Origin of the sequence: Crenothrix sp. (assembly GCF_043729335.1) — a bacterium.
GTDB lineage: Bacteria > Pseudomonadota > Gammaproteobacteria > Methylococcales > Methylomonadaceae > Crenothrix.
The window spans coordinates 1-15,814 of the sequence record NZ_JAYTLQ010000013.1; the positions used below are offsets into that span (position 1 = coordinate 1).

Annotated in this window: 16 protein-coding genes; 10 read left to right on the plus strand and 6 right to left on the minus strand. The window is 45.4% G+C overall.

Going from position 1 to position 15,814, the window contains the following annotated elements; genetic code table 11:
- Nucleotides 1-367: DUF3047 domain-containing protein (locus tag ACHZC4_RS03695; RefSeq protein ID WP_394752442.1), on the plus strand; the 367-nt coding region annotated here is incomplete at its 5' end.
- A gap of 6 nt (nt 368-373) precedes the next feature.
- On the opposite strand, the gene ACHZC4_RS03700 is transcribed toward ACHZC4_RS03695, so the two are convergent.
- The 4 genes from ACHZC4_RS03700 to gnd all read right to left on the minus strand — a co-directional run bounded on the left by ACHZC4_RS03700 (nt 374) and on the right by gnd (nt 5,515).
- On the minus strand, nt 374-1,222 hold the full coding sequence (locus ACHZC4_RS03700; protein WP_394752443.1) for an SIS domain-containing protein: 849 nt from the start codon (nt 1,220-1,222) through the stop codon (nt 374-376).
- A gap of 82 nt (nt 1,223-1,304) precedes the next feature.
- The gene (gene zwf, locus ACHZC4_RS03705) at nt 1,305-2,864 is read right to left on the minus strand and encodes a glucose-6-phosphate dehydrogenase (RefSeq protein WP_394752444.1); all 1,560 of its coding nucleotides are present in this window, start codon (nt 2,862-2,864) and stop codon (nt 1,305-1,307) included.
- 41 nt (nt 2,865-2,905) lie between these two features.
- Nucleotides 2,906-4,492 (minus strand): glucose-6-phosphate isomerase, encoded by a 1,587-nt coding sequence (locus ACHZC4_RS03710; RefSeq protein WP_394752445.1) that lies wholly within the window; start codon nt 4,490-4,492, stop codon nt 2,906-2,908.
- 39 nt (nt 4,493-4,531) lie between these two features.
- Nucleotides 4,532-5,515 carry a phosphogluconate dehydrogenase (NAD(+)-dependent, decarboxylating) gene (gnd, locus tag ACHZC4_RS03715; RefSeq protein ID WP_394752446.1) on the minus strand — a complete coding sequence of 328 codons (984 nt, stop codon included), beginning with the start codon at nt 5,513-5,515 and terminating at the stop codon, nt 4,532-4,534.
- A 388-nt stretch (nt 5,516-5,903) separates the two neighbouring features.
- Here gnd and accA point away from each other — a divergent pair, with 388 nt between their 5' ends.
- Nucleotides 5,904-6,872: an acetyl-CoA carboxylase carboxyl transferase subunit alpha gene (gene accA / locus ACHZC4_RS03720; protein WP_394752447.1), complete on the plus strand. Its 969-nt coding sequence runs from the start codon at nt 5,904-5,906 to the stop codon at nt 6,870-6,872.
- 56 nt (nt 6,873-6,928) lie between these two features.
- Here accA and ACHZC4_RS03725 read toward each other — a convergent pair whose 3' ends face one another.
- Both ACHZC4_RS03725 and ACHZC4_RS03730 read right to left on the minus strand, forming a co-directional pair.
- On the minus strand, nt 6,929-7,825 hold the full coding sequence (locus ACHZC4_RS03725; RefSeq protein ID WP_394752448.1) for a tachylectin-related carbohydrate-binding protein: 897 nt from the start codon (nt 7,823-7,825) through the stop codon (nt 6,929-6,931).
- 421 nt (nt 7,826-8,246) lie between these two features.
- The gene (locus tag ACHZC4_RS03730; protein WP_394752449.1) at nt 8,247-9,143 is read right to left on the minus strand and encodes a tachylectin-related carbohydrate-binding protein; all 897 of its coding nucleotides are present in this window, start codon (nt 9,141-9,143) and stop codon (nt 8,247-8,249) included.
- Between the two features lie 251 nt (nt 9,144-9,394).
- Between ACHZC4_RS03730 and tilS the strand changes: the two genes are divergently transcribed.
- From tilS to ACHZC4_RS03770, 8 genes are all read left to right on the plus strand, one after another.
- A complete protein-coding gene (tilS, locus tag ACHZC4_RS03735) occupies nt 9,395-10,711 on the plus strand; it encodes a tRNA lysidine(34) synthetase TilS (RefSeq protein ID WP_394752450.1) in 1,317 nt (438 codons plus the stop codon).
- A gap of 210 nt (nt 10,712-10,921) precedes the next feature.
- Nucleotides 10,922-12,553 (plus strand): CTP synthase, encoded by a 1,632-nt coding sequence (locus ACHZC4_RS03740; protein ID WP_394752451.1) that lies wholly within the window; start codon nt 10,922-10,924, stop codon nt 12,551-12,553.
- Between the two features lie 8 nt (nt 12,554-12,561).
- Nucleotides 12,562-13,422: a DUF1566 domain-containing protein gene (locus tag ACHZC4_RS03745; protein ID WP_394752452.1), complete on the plus strand. Its 861-nt coding sequence runs from the start codon at nt 12,562-12,564 to the stop codon at nt 13,420-13,422.
- A gap of 65 nt (nt 13,423-13,487) precedes the next feature.
- Nucleotides 13,488-13,751, plus strand: a complete 264-nt coding sequence (locus ACHZC4_RS03750; RefSeq protein ID WP_394752453.1) for a type II toxin-antitoxin system HicB family antitoxin — start codon at nt 13,488-13,490, stop codon at nt 13,749-13,751.
- A 27-nt stretch (nt 13,752-13,778) separates the two neighbouring features.
- The gene (locus ACHZC4_RS03755) at nt 13,779-14,030 is read left to right on the plus strand and encodes a DUF4160 domain-containing protein (RefSeq protein ID WP_394752601.1); all 252 of its coding nucleotides are present in this window, start codon (nt 13,779-13,781) and stop codon (nt 14,028-14,030) included.
- A gap of 4 nt (nt 14,031-14,034) precedes the next feature.
- Complete coding sequence (locus tag ACHZC4_RS03760) at nt 14,035-14,274, plus strand: DUF2442 domain-containing protein (RefSeq protein WP_394752454.1); 240 nt, start codon at nt 14,035-14,037, stop codon at nt 14,272-14,274.
- 12 nt (nt 14,275-14,286) lie between these two features.
- Nucleotides 14,287-15,120 (plus strand): 3-deoxy-8-phosphooctulonate synthase, encoded by an 834-nt coding sequence (gene kdsA / locus ACHZC4_RS03765; RefSeq protein WP_394752455.1) that lies wholly within the window; start codon nt 14,287-14,289, stop codon nt 15,118-15,120.
- 24 nt (nt 15,121-15,144) lie between these two features.
- Nucleotides 15,145-15,753, plus strand: a complete 609-nt coding sequence (locus tag ACHZC4_RS03770) for a Uma2 family endonuclease (RefSeq protein WP_394752456.1) — start codon at nt 15,145-15,147, stop codon at nt 15,751-15,753.
- Nucleotides 15,754-15,814 lie beyond the last annotated feature (61 nt).

Consider the following 15,814-nt stretch of genomic DNA (forward strand, 5'->3'; position numbering starts at 1 on the left):
GTTGACTTTTGAAGGCGACAAATCCAAATTTTCTGCAAAAAACGCCATGTTGTCTGAATTGGCGCAAGTGATGACAGGTGAGCCCATGCCCTACGCCACTTTGATGTACGTGTGGTGCAACAAGCGTCAAGCAGGTAGTGTGGTGATTAACCCGAGAACGGACAGAATCCGCAGTGTGGTGGTGGAGTCGGGGTCTAAAAACCTGCGTCAATGGCTAGATTACCAACGCAATATTCACGCAGATTTTGAAAAGGCGTTTGGCGAAGTACCCGGAAATTTAATCAGCGTAGGCATCATGACTGACAGCGACAACACCAAAACGCACATTGCCGCGGCCTATGGCAAGGTGTTTTTTAGTGGAAAATAAAGCGGTTCAAGCGTAGCGTTTGCTGCGCAAGTTGTTTTTCATGCCTTGCAACATGGGCTGAAGTTTAGAGCCACCAATGCGCAACGCCACGCAGGTCGCCAAAATATCGATGATCATCAAATGCATCAAACGCGACACCATGGGGCTGTACTTGTCAAAGCCTTCTGGGTGATCGGCTGCTAGGTGGATATTCCCGGCCGATGCCAAGGGTGAGCCGCTGGTGGTGATCACAATCGTGGTAACCCCATTTTTGCGCGCAATGTCGCAGGCGTCCATCAAATCGCGTGTCCGACCTGAGTTGGAAATAATCACGACGCAATCACCGGCTCCCAGCATGGACGCACTCATGACTTGCATGTGGCCGTCGCTGTAGGCGATGGTGTTCAAGCCCAGCCTAAAAAACTTGTGCTGTGCGTCTTGCGCCACGATGCCCGAGTTGCCTGCACCGTAGAACTCAATACGTCTGCCTGTTGCATGTGTTTCTGCCAAGGTGACGACGGCTTTTTCTATGGCGCCCGTGATGGCATCGTTGCGGTATTTCAAAAAGGCGGCAACCGTGTTGTCGATGACTTTCACCATCACGTCGCCCGTTTTGTCGTCGACGTCCACGCTGCGGTGGATGAAGGGCACGCCTTCGTTCACGCTGCCGGCGAGCTTGAGTTTGAAATCAGACAAGCCGTCATACCCCATGCTGCGACAAAACCGAACGACAGTGGGTTTGCTCACGTGGGCGCGGTCCGCCAGCACACTGATGGGCAGGTTGGCAAACGCACGCGGGTCGTTCAACACGAGCTTGCCGACGCGCTGCTCAGCCGGTGCGAGCGAGGGTAGCGAGGCTTTGACGCGTTCTAACATGACAATCGAAGCGCAGGGCCGCCCCAAGCAAGATTAACCCCCTCGGGGGGCAGCGCAGTACGCGAAGCGACAAGCGTGGGGGTCAACATTCTTCAGCCCAGCAAAAGTTATCTTTCGCAATCATGGCGCTAGAAGCACTTGGCCCCCAGCTTCCCGCTGCGTAGGTGCGCGGACCTTGTGCGTCAGCTTTCCAAGCGTCCAAAATCGGTTCGACCCAGCGCCAAGCACATTCTTGCTCGTCGCTACGCACAAACAAATTCAAGCGACCCGCCAGCACGTCCAACAGCAAGCGCTCATACGCGCCCACGCGCTCGGTACCAAAGCGTTTGTCAAAATCCAAGTCTAATTGCACAGGCGCCAAGGTTTGCGTGCTTCTGCTGCCTGCAGGTGCACGTTGGTTGGCGCCCTGTGAAAACAAGTGCAGCTCCAAACCGTCTTTGGGCTGCAAATTAATCACCAAGCGGTTTGCTGCACCCGGGGGCGATTGGTAAATCGCGTGCGGTGCGGGTCTGAAGTTAATCACAATGGAGGCATCGCGAGCCCCCAAGCGCTTGCCCGTGCGGATATAAAACGGCACACCCGCCCAGCGCCAGTTATCTATAAACACTTTAAGGGCGATATAGGTTTCGGTTACAGAATCTTGTGCAACACCGGCTTCGCGCCGATAACCCGGTACATCTTCACCGTGATGAAAGCCTGGGCCGTATTGCGCACGTACCACATGCTGATCAAAATTTTCGCTAGTGATGGGTCGTAGACAATTGAGTATATTTTGTCGATGGTCACGGATGACATCGGCATCCATAGTCCAAGGCGGCTCCATAGCAATCAGCGATAGTAATTGCAGGATATGATTTTGGATCATATCGCGCAATGCGCCGGCGCTATCGTAATAACCGGCGCGTGTGCCTACGCCTTCTTCTTCGGCCACCGTAATTTGCACATGATCGATGTATTTTGAGTTCCATAACGGTTCAAAAATGGCATTACCAAAACGCATGGCCAGAATATTCTGTACGGTTTCTTTGCCCAGATAATGATCGATACGGTAGATTTGCTGCTCAGCGAAGTTATTACACAAGGTTGCATTGACTTTACGGGCACTTTCCAAATCTCTGCCAATGGGTTTTTCAACAATGATACGTGAAAAAGCACTGTTATCATCGACAGGCATTACCAAGCCTGCGGCTTTAAGTTGAGAGACGCAGGTTTCTATCAGCGATGGAGGAATGGCTAAATAAAAGACCCGATTGCCAGGAATGCTGAACTGGCTCTCAATGTCTTCCAGACGTTGTTTAAGCTGAACGTAAATATCAGGATTATCAAAAGAACCCTGTAAATAATGGATGCGTTTTTCAAAGCCCGTCCAGAAGGCGGTATTCAAGGGTTGCCTTGAAAACTGTTCAATGCCTTTGCGGGCAAACTCACGGTATTTAGTGTCGTCCATCTCTTCAATAGCGAGACCCAGTACGGCAAAATTAGCAGGCAATTCTCCATCGAGCGCTTGATTGTAGACTGCTGGCAACAGTTTACGACGCGTTAAATCACCGCCGCCGCCAAAGATCACCAATGTGCAAGGTTGTGGCGTTTGGGTGATATTCATTCCAGCAGTCAACGGGTTAATGGCTTTTGTGTCAGGCACGTAAAGTCTCCAAAATTAAGGGGTAAGCCGTCATGAGTAGTTTAATGATTTAAACTGACGGTAAGTTCTGCGGGTTTAGCAAGGTTGCCGTGTAATACAATGCCGCGTGGATTCATGGCTAAGTGCCGGACTACTTTGTAGATGGTTTCCACTTCATCGGCAGCGCCCACTTTTTCTGCTAATGTCGCCAGCGATATGGGCTGTTCGATGGCTTTTAACGCCGACAAAATCTGTCTTTGTAGCTCTAAAAACTCGGTGGCGGCTTTTTTACCGGCTTCTACACCCGGTTGATGATACGCGTTAATATTCACCAAAGAGGCATAAAGACCGACTGCTCGGTCATACAAAGCAATTAAAGCCCCCACGCATCGGGCATCCACTCTGGGTACAGAGATGGTAATGGATTCGCGCTGTTTATCGTAAAGGGCTTGGCGAGTCCCTTGCAGCGCACCGGAAAGAAAGTCGCCGGTTGTTACGTCCGGTTCTATTTCAATAGACGCGCCGGTGCGGTCTTCCAATACCTCTATGAAGGTTGCGAAAAAATCCGCAGCACCCTCTCGCAGTTGTTGCACGTAAGCGTGTTGATCGGTAGATCCCTTATTGCCATAAACAGTGATGCCCTCGTGTACGATATTGCCGTCCAGATCTTTTTCCTTGCCGAGCGATTCCATGACTAACTGTTGCAGATAGCGTGAAAACAACACCAAGCTGTCTTTATAAGGCAGAATAACCATGTTTTTATGGCTTCCACCGTGGCAAGCGTGATACCAGCACAGTGCTAATAACGCTGCCGGATTATGTTTTACATTCGGCACGCGCGTGGCGATGTCCATTGCTTTAGCACCGGCTAACAGGGCACGAATATCGATACCCAGCAATGCGGCAGACAGTAAGCCAACGGATGACATTTCTGAGGTGCGGCCGCCTACCCAATCCAGCATGGCAAATTTTGCCAACCAGCTATCACAATTTTCCACCACATCCATTTTACTGCCCGCCAGCGTAATAGCCACCGCATAATGGGGGAAATCCAAACCTTGTTTTTGATAGGCGTGTTTAGTTTCCAATAAACCGTTACGGGTTTCGGAGGTGCCGCCGGATTTACTAATAACGATAACCATGGTGCTGGCTAAACGGTCTTTTAAACCATTGAGAATATGATCCATGCCATCGGGATCGGTGTTGTCGATAAACTGAATGTTGAGCGGAGGGGAATCTGATGTGAGGGCTTTGTCGACAAATTTTGGCCCCAGTGCAGAGCCGCCAATACCTATCGAGATAATATCGGTAAACTTAGGCGCATTCGGTGGGCGAATAGCGCCTGAATGGACTTGTGCAACAAAACTTTCAATGTGCGCCAAGGTATCAATAATTTCCGGCTGTAGCGCTTTAGGAGCCAGTTCTGGCGCACGTAACCAATAATGCCCCACTTGGCGATTTTCATCTGGATTGGCGATGGCACCATTTTCCAGCGCCACCATATCCTGAAACGCCTTGGCAAATTTGGGTTGTAACGATTCAACAAATTCATCGCTAAAGTTCATGCGACTGACATCTACGTACAGCCCCAGCTCTTCGTTAAAATACAGCCAATCCTGGTAGCGTTGCCAAAGTTCTTGATGCGTCATAAGTTCACCTGCTATGTTTAAAGGATGGATTGTTGCTGTTTAGGAGGGTTTGGTTTTTTCAATATGGCCGCCAAATTGCTTGCGCATGGCAGAGATCATTTTGTCAGAAAAAGTGTTTTGTTGGCGCGAACGGAAACGAGAGAACAACGCCGCTGTTAATACATGCGCCGGAACCGCTTCTTCAATCGCAGCTTGCACTGTCCAGCGACCTTCGCCGGAATCTTCTACATAGCCGGTATAATTGGATAAATCAGGATTTTCAACCAAGGCAATGGCCGTTAAATCCAGTAACCACGAACCGACGACACTGCCGCGTCGCCATACTTCGGCAATTTCAGGCAAGTCCAGATCAAAGCGTAAGTTTTCTGGCAGGTTTTCGGAATCAGCGTTGCGCATGATGTCAAAACCTTCGGCATACGCCATCATCATGCCGTATTCAATGCCATTATGAACCATCTTTACAAAGTGCCCAGAGCCTGCAGGGCCGCAATGCAAATAGCCTTGTTCGGCAGTACCGGTAAAATTATCACGGCCTGGGGTAGGGTCAATATCCCCTTTACCAGGTGCCAAGGTTTTAAAGATAGGATCCAGCAGCTCTACTTGCTGTTTAGGCCCGCCAATCATCAGGCAATAGCCTCTTTCAACGCCCCAAACACCGCCGCTAGTGCCCACATCCAGGTAATGAATGCCTTGAGTAGCCAGCGTTTTTGCACGGCGGGCATCATCTTTATAAAAAGAGTTGCCGCCATCTATAATGATATCGCCTTCATCTAATAGTTCAGATAATGCGGTGACGGTATTTTCGGTCAACTCGCCCGCAGGTACCATGCACCACAAAATACGCGGCACTGGCAAGCTGGCAACCAATTCTTGTAGGCTACCCACACCTTGTCCGCCTTCTTGCTTTAAATTGTCTACGTTGGTGGCATTGACATCAAAACCCACGCAATAATGCCCGCCCTTTATTAATCGTCTGGCCATGTTAGCGCCCATTTTTCCCAGACCGATCATTCCTATTTGCATATTATTCTCTATTGTTTAAGTTGTTGAGTTGATTGTTTCAAGTTGGTGCGTTTTTTAAGCTACTGCACTAAAGTGGTGTCTATTTTAATGGATTGCAAGACAATTCAGCACACTTGTTAAGTCTAAGCAATTTGTATGCCATTTTTAGACTTTAAAATGTGACAATATTATTAACTGTACTCGTTCAGTCCGCTCTTTAAATAAAAGCAGTTAAAGGGCGATCTATTGGAAAACCTGCCCCTCAAGCCGCTGTTTTTAAAAGCCAGGTGAATACCTGCCGTTAAGCTTACTAGATAGCGAATTTAGATTGTGTTCAAGATGCTATGGAATTCATGGTTAAATTTCTATAGAATCCTTGGCTACACTTTCACTTTTACGTCAGGTCTACATGGATCTAAAATTTCTCGATTTCGAACAACCTATCGCCGAACTAGAAGCGAAGATTAAAGAACTTCACAAAGTGAAGTTTAACGATGATATTAATATCTCAGATGAGCTCAGGCAGCTAGAGGAAAAAAGCCAGGCACAAAAAGAAGCCGTGTTCGGTAATCTTTCCGATTGGCAGATTTCCCAGTTATCAAGACACCCTGGGCGGCCATACACGCTTGATTATATTGAGCATATATTTACCGATTTTAGCGAGTTGCATGGCGACCGCATGTATGCCGACGATCCTGCCATCGTGTGCGGTTTAGCGCGTTTAGGCGGGCAAGCGGTAATGATTATTGGTCATCAAAAAGGTCGCGATACCAAGGAAAAAATCTACCGTAATTTTGGTATGCCGCGCCCTGAAGGTTATCGCAAAGCCCTGCGGGTAATGAAATTAGCCGAGCGCTTTAGTGTTCCTATTATCTGTTTAATTGATACGCCGGGCGCTTATCCGGGTATTGGTGCTGAAGAGCGGGGCCAAAGCGAAGCTATTGCCCGCAACCTCTTTGAAATGGCTACCTTGAAAACCCCGATTATTTGTACCATCATCGGTGAAGGTGGTTCCGGTGGAGCGCTGGCAATTGGCGTAGGTGACCGTTTGATTATGCTGGAGTACAGTACGTATTCGGTGATTTCGCCGGAAGGTTGTGCGACTATTTTGTGGAAAAGTGCTGATAAATCCCAACTAGCTGCAGAAGCCATGGGGATTACCTCGGATCGTATTCGCGAATTAGGTTTACTGGATGAGGTTGTTAGAGAGCCTTTGGGCGGTGCGCATCGGGATTTTAAAGCCACGGCGCTGAATTTAAAAGATGTCTTGGTAAGGCATCTGACTGATTTGAAACAACAGCCGATTGAAAATGTCCTGGAAAATCGTTACCACAAATTAATGGGCTTTGGCGCTTATTACGAAGATACCAGTAAATAATACTTTTGTAATGGCGGATTTAAGGAATCCGCCATTATGTTTCAAACTTGCCGTTGCTAAGGCAAAATCCAGCCATTGGCAATAATGCTACCTGATTCTGTGCTGGGTGCAGGTGCCCATGCGTTTACCCCTGTTAACCAGCCGATATGCCGGTTCCACACCACATCCCCGTTGGTTTTTATGCCATATATAATGCCATCGCCGCCGGTAAACACTTGTCGGAAGCCTTGCCAGTTATAACCCACCTGACGCTGTGCACCTTTGTTGGCCCAATCGTCAGCTCCTGTCAAACGCCCATTATGTCGATGCCAGCGCAACAGTCCTGATTTCATAATGGAGTAAATAACCCCATTACCGCCAGAAAATACTTTGGTTGTATCTTGCCAGCCTTTGCCGACTTGATTGCCGCTGCCTGCCGCCCATTTGTTAACGCCATCCAGCCAGCCAGAGTGTCTGTACCATAGCATTTTTCCATCGGTGGTTATGGCATAAATAACGCCATCACCGCCAGAAAAAACCTGTGTATATTTATTCCAGCCATTGCCTATGAGGGTTGCTTTTCCTGGGTTAGCCCAGACTTGGCTGCCGGTAAATCGACCATCATGGCGTGACCATAACAGTTTGCCGCTATTGGTAATGGTGTAAATGATGCCGTCATCACCGGAAAAAATTTTTTTATTAAGCAGGTTGTTGCGGGTTGCTTTATCGCCTACAAGTTTTGCTGTGCCAAAGTTTACCCAACTATCTGCGCCGGTCATGCGCCCCGTATGCTGATACCAGAGCAGTTTACCGTTTTTGGCAATAGTGTAAATATCGCCATCACCATCAGCAAAAGCGGCATAAGCACTTTGAATGGCTTGGGCGGGCAAGGTAAATCCTGTCAGGCACAGCATTAGTAGTAAGGATGAAGCGGTTTTGTTGCAAATACTGCTAGAAAAGTTTATGAGTTTCATTTTTAGGGCTTCCAAAAATAAACGTTAACAAGAGGTAATACAGTTATGAAAAAAATTACATATCTGTAAATTTAGATTGAATTTAGTATGTTTATATACCGTGGTTAACTATACTTTATTATGTAAAATAATAATATAAATAAATTGTTAGTGACTGTATATCCGGTATTTTTCTATAAAATATTATGTAAATAATAGTGTTATTCACGAGGCTTTGTCGTGTAAATAAATTTTTACAGGTATGGACATTTGGAACAATAATTGCTGTGTCCTACATTAAAAGGTAACCACTGTGCAATCGTAAAGGTTGATCGGAAAACAGGTAAACGTTACCAACGTTAAGGTTAAGGAGACGGCTAAAATGTGGCGCAGTAACATGGGCGGATTAGCTGAGCTAATCCGCCGTGATATTTAAAGGGCGTTAATGTAAGCTTAAACCGTTAGCAATCACTCTACTGGCATTCGTTTGCGGAGCGCGTGCCCACAAGTCCATGCCTGTTAGCCAGCCATTATGTCGATGCCAGGCCAAATCGCCGTTACTTGTTGTGCCATAGATAACACCGTCTCCGCTGGAGAATACGTGACGAAAATTTTGCCAGTTAAAGCCAACGGTTTTGTGTATGCCTTTATTTGACCAGTTATCTTCTCCGGTTAATCGACCCAGATGTCTGTGCCAACGCAACCGGCCACCTTTAATGATGGAGTAGATCACGCCATCGCCGCCGGAAAATATTTTAGCTGTGCCTTGCCAGCCTTTACTGATCTGTTTGCCACTGCCAGCAGCCCATTTGTTTGAGCCATCTTGCCAACCGGTATGTCGAAACCAGCGCATGTTTCCATCGGTGGTTAGCGCATAAATAACCCCATCGCCGCCTGAAAAAACATGCTGGTAATTTTGCCAGCCGTTGCCAATGACGGTCATTTTATTGGGGTTAAGCCACTGTTGGCTGCCGGTAAATTTGCTGTCATAGCGTGACCATAACAGTTGTCCCTTATTGTCTATCAGGTAAATAACGCCTTCATTGGCCGGAATAACTTTAGTAGTGGACCAGTTGCTTAATGTTGTCATGTCGCCTACGATTTTTGCCTTTTGGTTGTCGGCTAGCGGATGCTTGCCGACCATACGGTCAGTATGTTGAAACCAGCGCAGCTTGCCATCATTCGCAAGGGTGTATATGTCGCCGTTGCTATTTCCAAATGCAGCATAGTTATTGGATTGGCTAGCATGAGCCAGTGAGAGAAATGTAGTGAGATAAAGCAGTAGCAGCAGGCATGAGGCGACCTTGGCGGCAGCGCTCGCGTTGTTTGGATGTTTCATTTTTGGACTCATAAAAATAATTGTAGACAGGGCTTTAAAATAAATGACATTACGAAAATGCAGTTATTTGGGTATATCCTAATACCTGGGATAATTATACTTTATTGTGTAAAAAAATTATTTATTAATTTGTTTAGTCACTGTATTTTTACAGTAATTTTTTTATTTTTAGTGTAAAAAACATGTTTTTTAGATGGGGTCTTGTTTAAAATTTCCTTGCACAGCGATTATCAGCGCTTACAATAATCGCTATGTTACTTTCCTCATCGTTTATTGCGGCACAATTAAATTCGCCCTGCCTATCTCGTGTTTACGTGGGCTACAGTGGGGGGGTGGATTCGCATGTGTTGTTGCATTTATGTGCATCAATAGTTGATTTAAAACACAAGATTACCGCTGTTTATGTGCATCACGGGTTACAACCTGAAGCTGATAATTGGGCGAAACATTGCCAACATACGGCGTGCGAACTGGGGATCGATTTTAAAATGTTACGGGTTGATGCTTCGCCTAAGCACGGTGAAAGCCCAGAAGAAGCTGCCAGAAATGCCCGTTATACCGCGCTAAAAGCGTTGATTGACGTTGATTGCGCTTTGTTAGTTGCTCAGCACAGGGAAGATCAGTTGGAAACGGTATTATTGCAACTGTTTCGTGGCGGTGGTTTGCGGGGTTTGTCGGGAATGCCGGAAACTATGGCCTTTGGACAAGGTGTACTGTTGCGGCCTTTGTTGAATGTAGCCAAACAAGACATTGATGATTATGCGAGGGTCCAGCAATTGCGATGGATTGAAGACCCAAGTAATGCCCAAAACGATTATGACCGTAACTATTTACGTAATGACATTTTACCGCTATTAAAGCAACGCTGGCCTGCGCTGGATAAAACTGTGAGTCGTTCAGCTGCGCATTGTGCGAGTGCGGAAATCTTAATTACACAAATTGCCCGGCAATGGTTTTCATCAGTATTTAATGCCGATGACAACACGCTATTATTAAGCCAGTTACAAGCGTTTGAGGCTTCACAACAGCAGCATATTATCCGAGCATGGTTTCAGCAGCTGGCTTTAAAAATGCCCGCCCAGGCATTTGTACAGCGAATTTTTCAGGAGGTGATTCATGCACGGCAAAACAGTGATCCGATATTGGCAGGGCAGGGCATCAGTATTCGTCGCTATCGGGATAAATTATATTGCTTAAAGCATTCCCCTCAACCGTTATTAGCTGATTTTATCTGGCCAAATACCATAACATCTATAGCTCTGGGTGATAATCGCACACTGTCTTGTGTGCCCGCATCTAGTGGCATACCTGTTGAATATTGGCGAAATGCCAAAATTGTTGTCAGGTTTCGCGTAAAGTGCGAGAAAATATCTTTACCTGCGCGAGTGGATCATCATTCGTTGAAAAATTTATTTCAAGAAGCCGGCATTCCGCCATGGGATCGATTGATGCTGCCTTTCATTTATTTGGATGATAAGCTGGCCGCTGTCGGTGATAAATGGATAAGCAGCGATTTTTACAGCGAAACAAATGAATCCATACGACTGGTATTGCGTGCGTTACAATAACGCCATGGATAATAAAAACATCTTATTTTGCAGTATATTGCTTAAATGATCTGGTTTTTGCTGATTAACCCATTAAATCAATAGTTTATGCGTTTTTTTATGTGATCTGGTAAATAAATCCGGAAAGATCATGACGACAAGCGTATTGTCGATTAAAATGTCTACGTTTTACGACCTTTCTTCAGATACACTCTGAGCATTCAATCCCACATGACAAAATACATTTTCATTACCGGCGGAGTGGTGTCTTCGCTCGGCAAAGGCATCGCGGCATCATCGCTTGCTGCCATTCTTGAGGCGCGTGGTCTCAAAATAACCATGACTAAGCTCGATCCTTATATCAATGTTGATCCGGGGACTATGAGCCCATTTCAGCATGGCGAAGTATTTGTCACTGAGGATGGCGCGGAAACTGATCTGGATTTAGGTCATTATGAACGCTTTCTTAAAACCACACTGACCAAGAAAAACAGTTTTACCACTGGCCAAGTATACGACAGTGTACTGAAACGAGAGCGCAGGGGTGAGTATTTAGGCGCGACCGTTCAGGTTATTCCGCATATTACCGATGAGATTAAAAACCGTATCTATTTAAGCGCCGAAGGCATGGATGTGGCATTGATTGAAGTGGGCGGCACGGTGGGTGATATTGAGTCCTTGCCGTTTTTGGAAGCTATTCGGCAAATGCGTTTTGAGCTGGGCGCGGAAAGATCGCTGTTTATCCATTTAACCTTGGTGCCGTATATTCGTTCGGCAGGCGAGATAAAAACCAAGCCTACGCAGCATTCGGTTAAAGAATTACGCTCTATTGGTATTCAGCCAGATATTCTGATTTGTCGGTCTGAACAAAGCATTCCGGAAAGTGATCGCCGCAAAATTGCCTTGTTTACCAATGTAGAAGAAAAAGCGGTGATTTCTGCAATTGATGCGGATTCAATTTACCGCATTCCGTTGTTGTTGCACGCGCAAGGCCTGGACGACATTGTTGTGCATAAGCTGCGCCTGAATGTACCGCCTGCCGATTTAACCGAGTGGCACAATGTCGTTGAAGCGTTAACGCATCCGACAGCTGAGGTGACGATTGCCATTGTGGGTAAATATGTCGATCATTCTGATGCATATAAATCATTGAATGAAGCGTTGATTCATGCCGGTATTGCTACCTTGAACAAGGTGAAAATCATTTACATTGATTCAGAGACTATTGAAGATGAGGGCATTGCCCAGCTCAAACATGTCGATGCTATTTTGGTGCCGGGTGGTTTTGGTGAACGTGGCGTGGAAGGCAAAATTGCTACCGTGCGTTATGCCCGCGAGAACAAAATTCCGTATTTGGGTATATGCCTAGGTATGCAAGTGGCGGTTATTGAGTTTGCTAGAAATATGGCGAATTTGGCGGGTGCGCACAGTACTGAGTTTGTGCAGGCGACGCCGCATCCGGTGATTGGCTTGATTACCGAGTGGATGGATGACAGCGGCCAGCTAGAAACCCGTGATGAGCAAACCGATTTGGGTGGTTCCATGCGTTTGGGTGGTCAGCAATGCCAGTTAGAACCCAGTTCTTTGGCGCATCAAACTTATCAGCAAGATGTGATTACTGAGCGCCATCGCCATCGCTATGAGTTTAATAACCAGTATTATGAACGCTTGGAACAAGCCGGTTTACGGTTTTCCGGTAAGTCAATTGATGGACGACTAGTAGAAATGATTGAGATTCCTGACCATCCATGGTTTTTGGCCTGTCAGTTTCATCCGGAATTTACTTCAACGCCACGGCGTGGGCATCCGTTGTTTTCGGGGTTTGTTAGGGCGGCGGCGTTGCATAAGCAGTCAAGCGATTAGAAGGGATAATGTCCGATAAACGTTTTAAAGTTGCTTTATCGTTTCCAGGCGAAAAGCGCGATTATGTATTGCAAGTCGCTGAATTGTTAGCAGAGCAATTGGGTAAAGAAGCCGTTTTTTATGATGCTTGGCATGAAGATAAATTTCCTTCTATGAATTTTGATACTTATCTGCAAAAAATTTACCACCAAGATTCGCAGCTGATCATACCGTTTTTGTGCATCGATTATGAGCGTAAAGAATGGTGTGGCTTGGAGTGGCGAGCTATTCGCGATTTAATTAAAAAACGAGAAGATAAAGACATCATGCTATTACGTTTTGATGATGTCGATATGCCTGGTATTTTTAGCATTGATCGTTGGATCGATTTGCGAATAAATACTCCTGAACAAATTGCTGAGTTGATTTTTAAGCGATTGAAAGATAAAAAATGTTTTTGGCAAATTGTTGGAAAATTTAAGTTAATAGATGGTCTTGCTATTGATACAGAAATAGATTTAATGTGGTTGCGCTTTACTCATGAGCAAGTTTGGGGAAATGAAACAGCAAACGGTCACTCACGAGAAGTGAACTGGGAAAATGCTTTGAAGGTTGCGGAAGTTTTCAATGAAAAAGGCGGGTATGCTGGTTATATAGATTGGCGATTACCCACAATGAATGAGTTGGAAACTCTGGTTACTATACATAGATATATTAATTCTGATGTTTTCCCCAATAATAGTGGTGGGAATTTTTGGTCATCATCCCTAGATGCATCTAATTACTCACAGGGTTACGGCAAATCATACTTCGGTTTTCTCAGTCCCAAAGATTATTTGAACAATAAGGATTTCTGTAGTCAGGTGCGGTTAGTGCGTAGCGGACAGTGATTTTGTTTTTTGTTGTTATCCAGCTTACCCTGTTTGAAAATAAGGCTAAAAATTAGGAGGCATTTATGAAACTGCAAGTTGTGGTTCACCCTGCTGAAGAAGGTGGTTTTTGGGCGGAAATTCCTGCTTTATCGGGTTGCGTTTCAGAGGGCGAGACATTTGAAGAAACGGTAGCGAATATAAATGAAGCAGCGGAAGGTTGGTTTGAAGTTGCGGATATACACGATGAAACAGCTTATTTGCTGAGTAATCCCGCAAATAAAGCACAGCTTTTAGAAGCAATAAAAAACGTTGAAAACAATCAACTGATTGATGTTGAGATAAATTAGATAAAATTCATCATGCCTATTATTTCCATGTTTTACGGGATTATCATTCGGTTATACCTTATGGATAATCAACATCACCACACACCGCATATTCATGCCAAATATGCGGAGTTCGATGCTTCAATTGCTATTGATGATGGAGAAATTCTAGCTGGACAAATACCGCGAAAACAGTTGCGTCTTGTTCAAGCGTGGATTGAACTACGTCATGATGAACTCATGGCTGATTGGGAGTTAGCTGTCAGTGGTGAAACTCCTTACAAAATCACTCCACTGTAAGCGTATGTATTGGGATGTCAAATTTGTTAAACCACTGGCTGATTATCAACTCTATGTTGAAATTGAAGATGGCCGTTGTGGGTTTTTTGATGTAAAACCCTACTTAGATATTGGCGTGTGCCGTGAATTAAAGAATGTCCATTATTTTAATCAAGTGGATATTTTATTCGGTGCAATAACCTGGCCGAACGAACAAGACATTGCGCCAGAAACCTTACTGGCAAATTTATTACCAATGGAATAAAACGAGAATAACATGCAATTATGCGGTTTTGAAGTAGGCTTAGATCAACCCTTTTTTTTGATAGCAGGGCCATGCGTTATAGAAAGTGAACAACTGGCCATTGATACAGCAGGCTATCTTAAAGAGCTAACCACAGCCTTAAACATCCCGTTTATCTATAAATCCTCGTTTGATAAGGCTAACCGCTCATCACACGAAACCTTTCGGGGCTTGGGTTTTGAAACAGGCTTAAACATACTGGCCAAAGTTAAACAACAAATCGGCGTACCCGTACTAACCGACGTACATGAAGACACCCCGCTTGCAGAAGTGGCAAGCGTGGTTGATGTGATGCAAACCCCTGCGTTTTTATGTCGGCAAACCAATTTTATCCAAGCTGTAGCGTCGCAAGGCATTGCGGTTAACATCAAAAAAGGCCAGTTTTTAGCACCGTGGGATATGGTGCATGTTGCCAATAAAGCCAAGGCTACCGGCAATCAGCAGATTATGGTGTGCGAACGCGGCGTATCTTTTGGCTATAATAACTTGGTGTCGGATATGCGCTCTTTGGCGGTAATGCGCGATACTGCGTGCCCCGTGGTGTTTGATGCCACGCATTCGGTACAATTGCCCGGTGGACAAGGTACACACTCAGGTGGACAGCGCGAGTTCGTCCCCGTATTGGCACGGGCTGCGGTGGCAGTGGGTATCGCAGGGTTGTTTATGGAGACGCATCCTAATCCTAGCGAGGCCAAAAGTGACGGGCCAAATTCGTGGCCATTACATAGAATGCGAGAATTATTAGAAACGCTTATGGCTTTGGATAACGTGGTTAAGCGTCAGCCGTTCATTGAAACAATTTTGTAATGTAAGTGCTGTTATAGTGGTGTCATGATGAAAATTACCCAATTATCCCAGCTTGATTTAACGGCCAGTTACAGTTATGCCGATTATCTGACCTGGCAGTTTGCAGATGCGGTAGAGTTAATTAAAGGCAAAATACAATTGATGTCGCCTGCGCCAAATGTTAAGCACCAAAGACTTTCATGGCAACTCAGCGGGACTTTATTTAATTACTTTAATCATAAATCGTGTAGTGCTTTTTCAGCACCGTTTGATGTGCGCTTGTACGACCGTAAAAAATCCTTGTTGGCCAATAAAGACATCACCACGGTTGTACAGCCCGATATTTGCGTAATTTGCGATAACAGCAAACTGGATGAACAAGGTTGTAACGGTGCGCCGGATTGGATTATTGAGATTTTATCGAAAGGCAATTCTAAAAAGGAAGTCAAAACCAAGCACGCGCTGTATGCAGAAAGCGGTGTAAAAGAATATTGGTTGGTCTATCCTTATGAAGAGGTTATCCAGCAATTTGTTTTACAAGGTGATGAGACTGCTTATCAATTAATCAACAGTTATGCCGATGATGATCGAGCCGTATCGTTTGTATTTCCTGATTTAGCGATTGATTTAGTTGCCTTATTTAAAGACAGTTAATGTCATCCCTTATTTTTAAAGTGTGCTTAGGCACAGAATGTTTTTATTTTTAATCTTCGGA

What these genes read in the sequence shown, in the direction of transcription:
- accA (WP_394752447.1), top strand. Translation starts at nt 5,904, where the DNA reads ATGGATCTAAAATTTCTCGATTTCGAACAACCTATCGCCGAACTAGAA.
- ACHZC4_RS03760 (WP_394752454.1), top strand. Translation starts at nt 14,035, where the DNA reads ATGTATTGGGATGTCAAATTTGTTAAACCACTGGCTGATTATCAACTC.
- ACHZC4_RS03755 (WP_394752601.1), top strand. Translation starts at nt 13,779, where the DNA reads ATGTTTTACGGGATTATCATTCGGTTATACCTTATGGATAATCAACAT.
- ACHZC4_RS03745 (WP_394752452.1), top strand. Translation starts at nt 12,562, where the DNA reads ATGTCCGATAAACGTTTTAAAGTTGCTTTATCGTTTCCAGGCGAAAAG.
- ACHZC4_RS03710 (WP_394752445.1), bottom strand. Translation starts at nt 4,492, where the DNA reads ATGACGCATCAAGAACTTTGGCAACGCTACCAGGATTGGCTGTATTTT.
- ACHZC4_RS03740 (WP_394752451.1), top strand. Translation starts at nt 10,922, where the DNA reads ATGACAAAATACATTTTCATTACCGGCGGAGTGGTGTCTTCGCTCGGC.
- ACHZC4_RS03730 (WP_394752449.1), bottom strand. Translation starts at nt 9,143, where the DNA reads ATGAAACATCCAAACAACGCGAGCGCTGCCGCCAAGGTCGCCTCATGC.
- tilS (WP_394752450.1), top strand. Translation starts at nt 9,395, where the DNA reads ATGTTACTTTCCTCATCGTTTATTGCGGCACAATTAAATTCGCCCTGC.
- ACHZC4_RS03725 (WP_394752448.1), bottom strand. Translation starts at nt 7,825, where the DNA reads ATGAAACTCATAAACTTTTCTAGCAGTATTTGCAACAAAACCGCTTCA.
- gnd (WP_394752446.1), bottom strand. Translation starts at nt 5,515, where the DNA reads ATGCAAATAGGAATGATCGGTCTGGGAAAAATGGGCGCTAACATGGCC.
- ACHZC4_RS03770 (WP_394752456.1), top strand. Translation starts at nt 15,145, where the DNA reads ATGATGAAAATTACCCAATTATCCCAGCTTGATTTAACGGCCAGTTAC.
- ACHZC4_RS03750 (WP_394752453.1), top strand. Translation starts at nt 13,488, where the DNA reads ATGAAACTGCAAGTTGTGGTTCACCCTGCTGAAGAAGGTGGTTTTTGG.
- ACHZC4_RS03700 (WP_394752443.1), bottom strand. Translation starts at nt 1,222, where the DNA reads ATGTTAGAACGCGTCAAAGCCTCGCTACCCTCGCTCGCACCGGCTGAG.
- kdsA (WP_394752455.1), top strand. Translation starts at nt 14,287, where the DNA reads ATGCAATTATGCGGTTTTGAAGTAGGCTTAGATCAACCCTTTTTTTTG.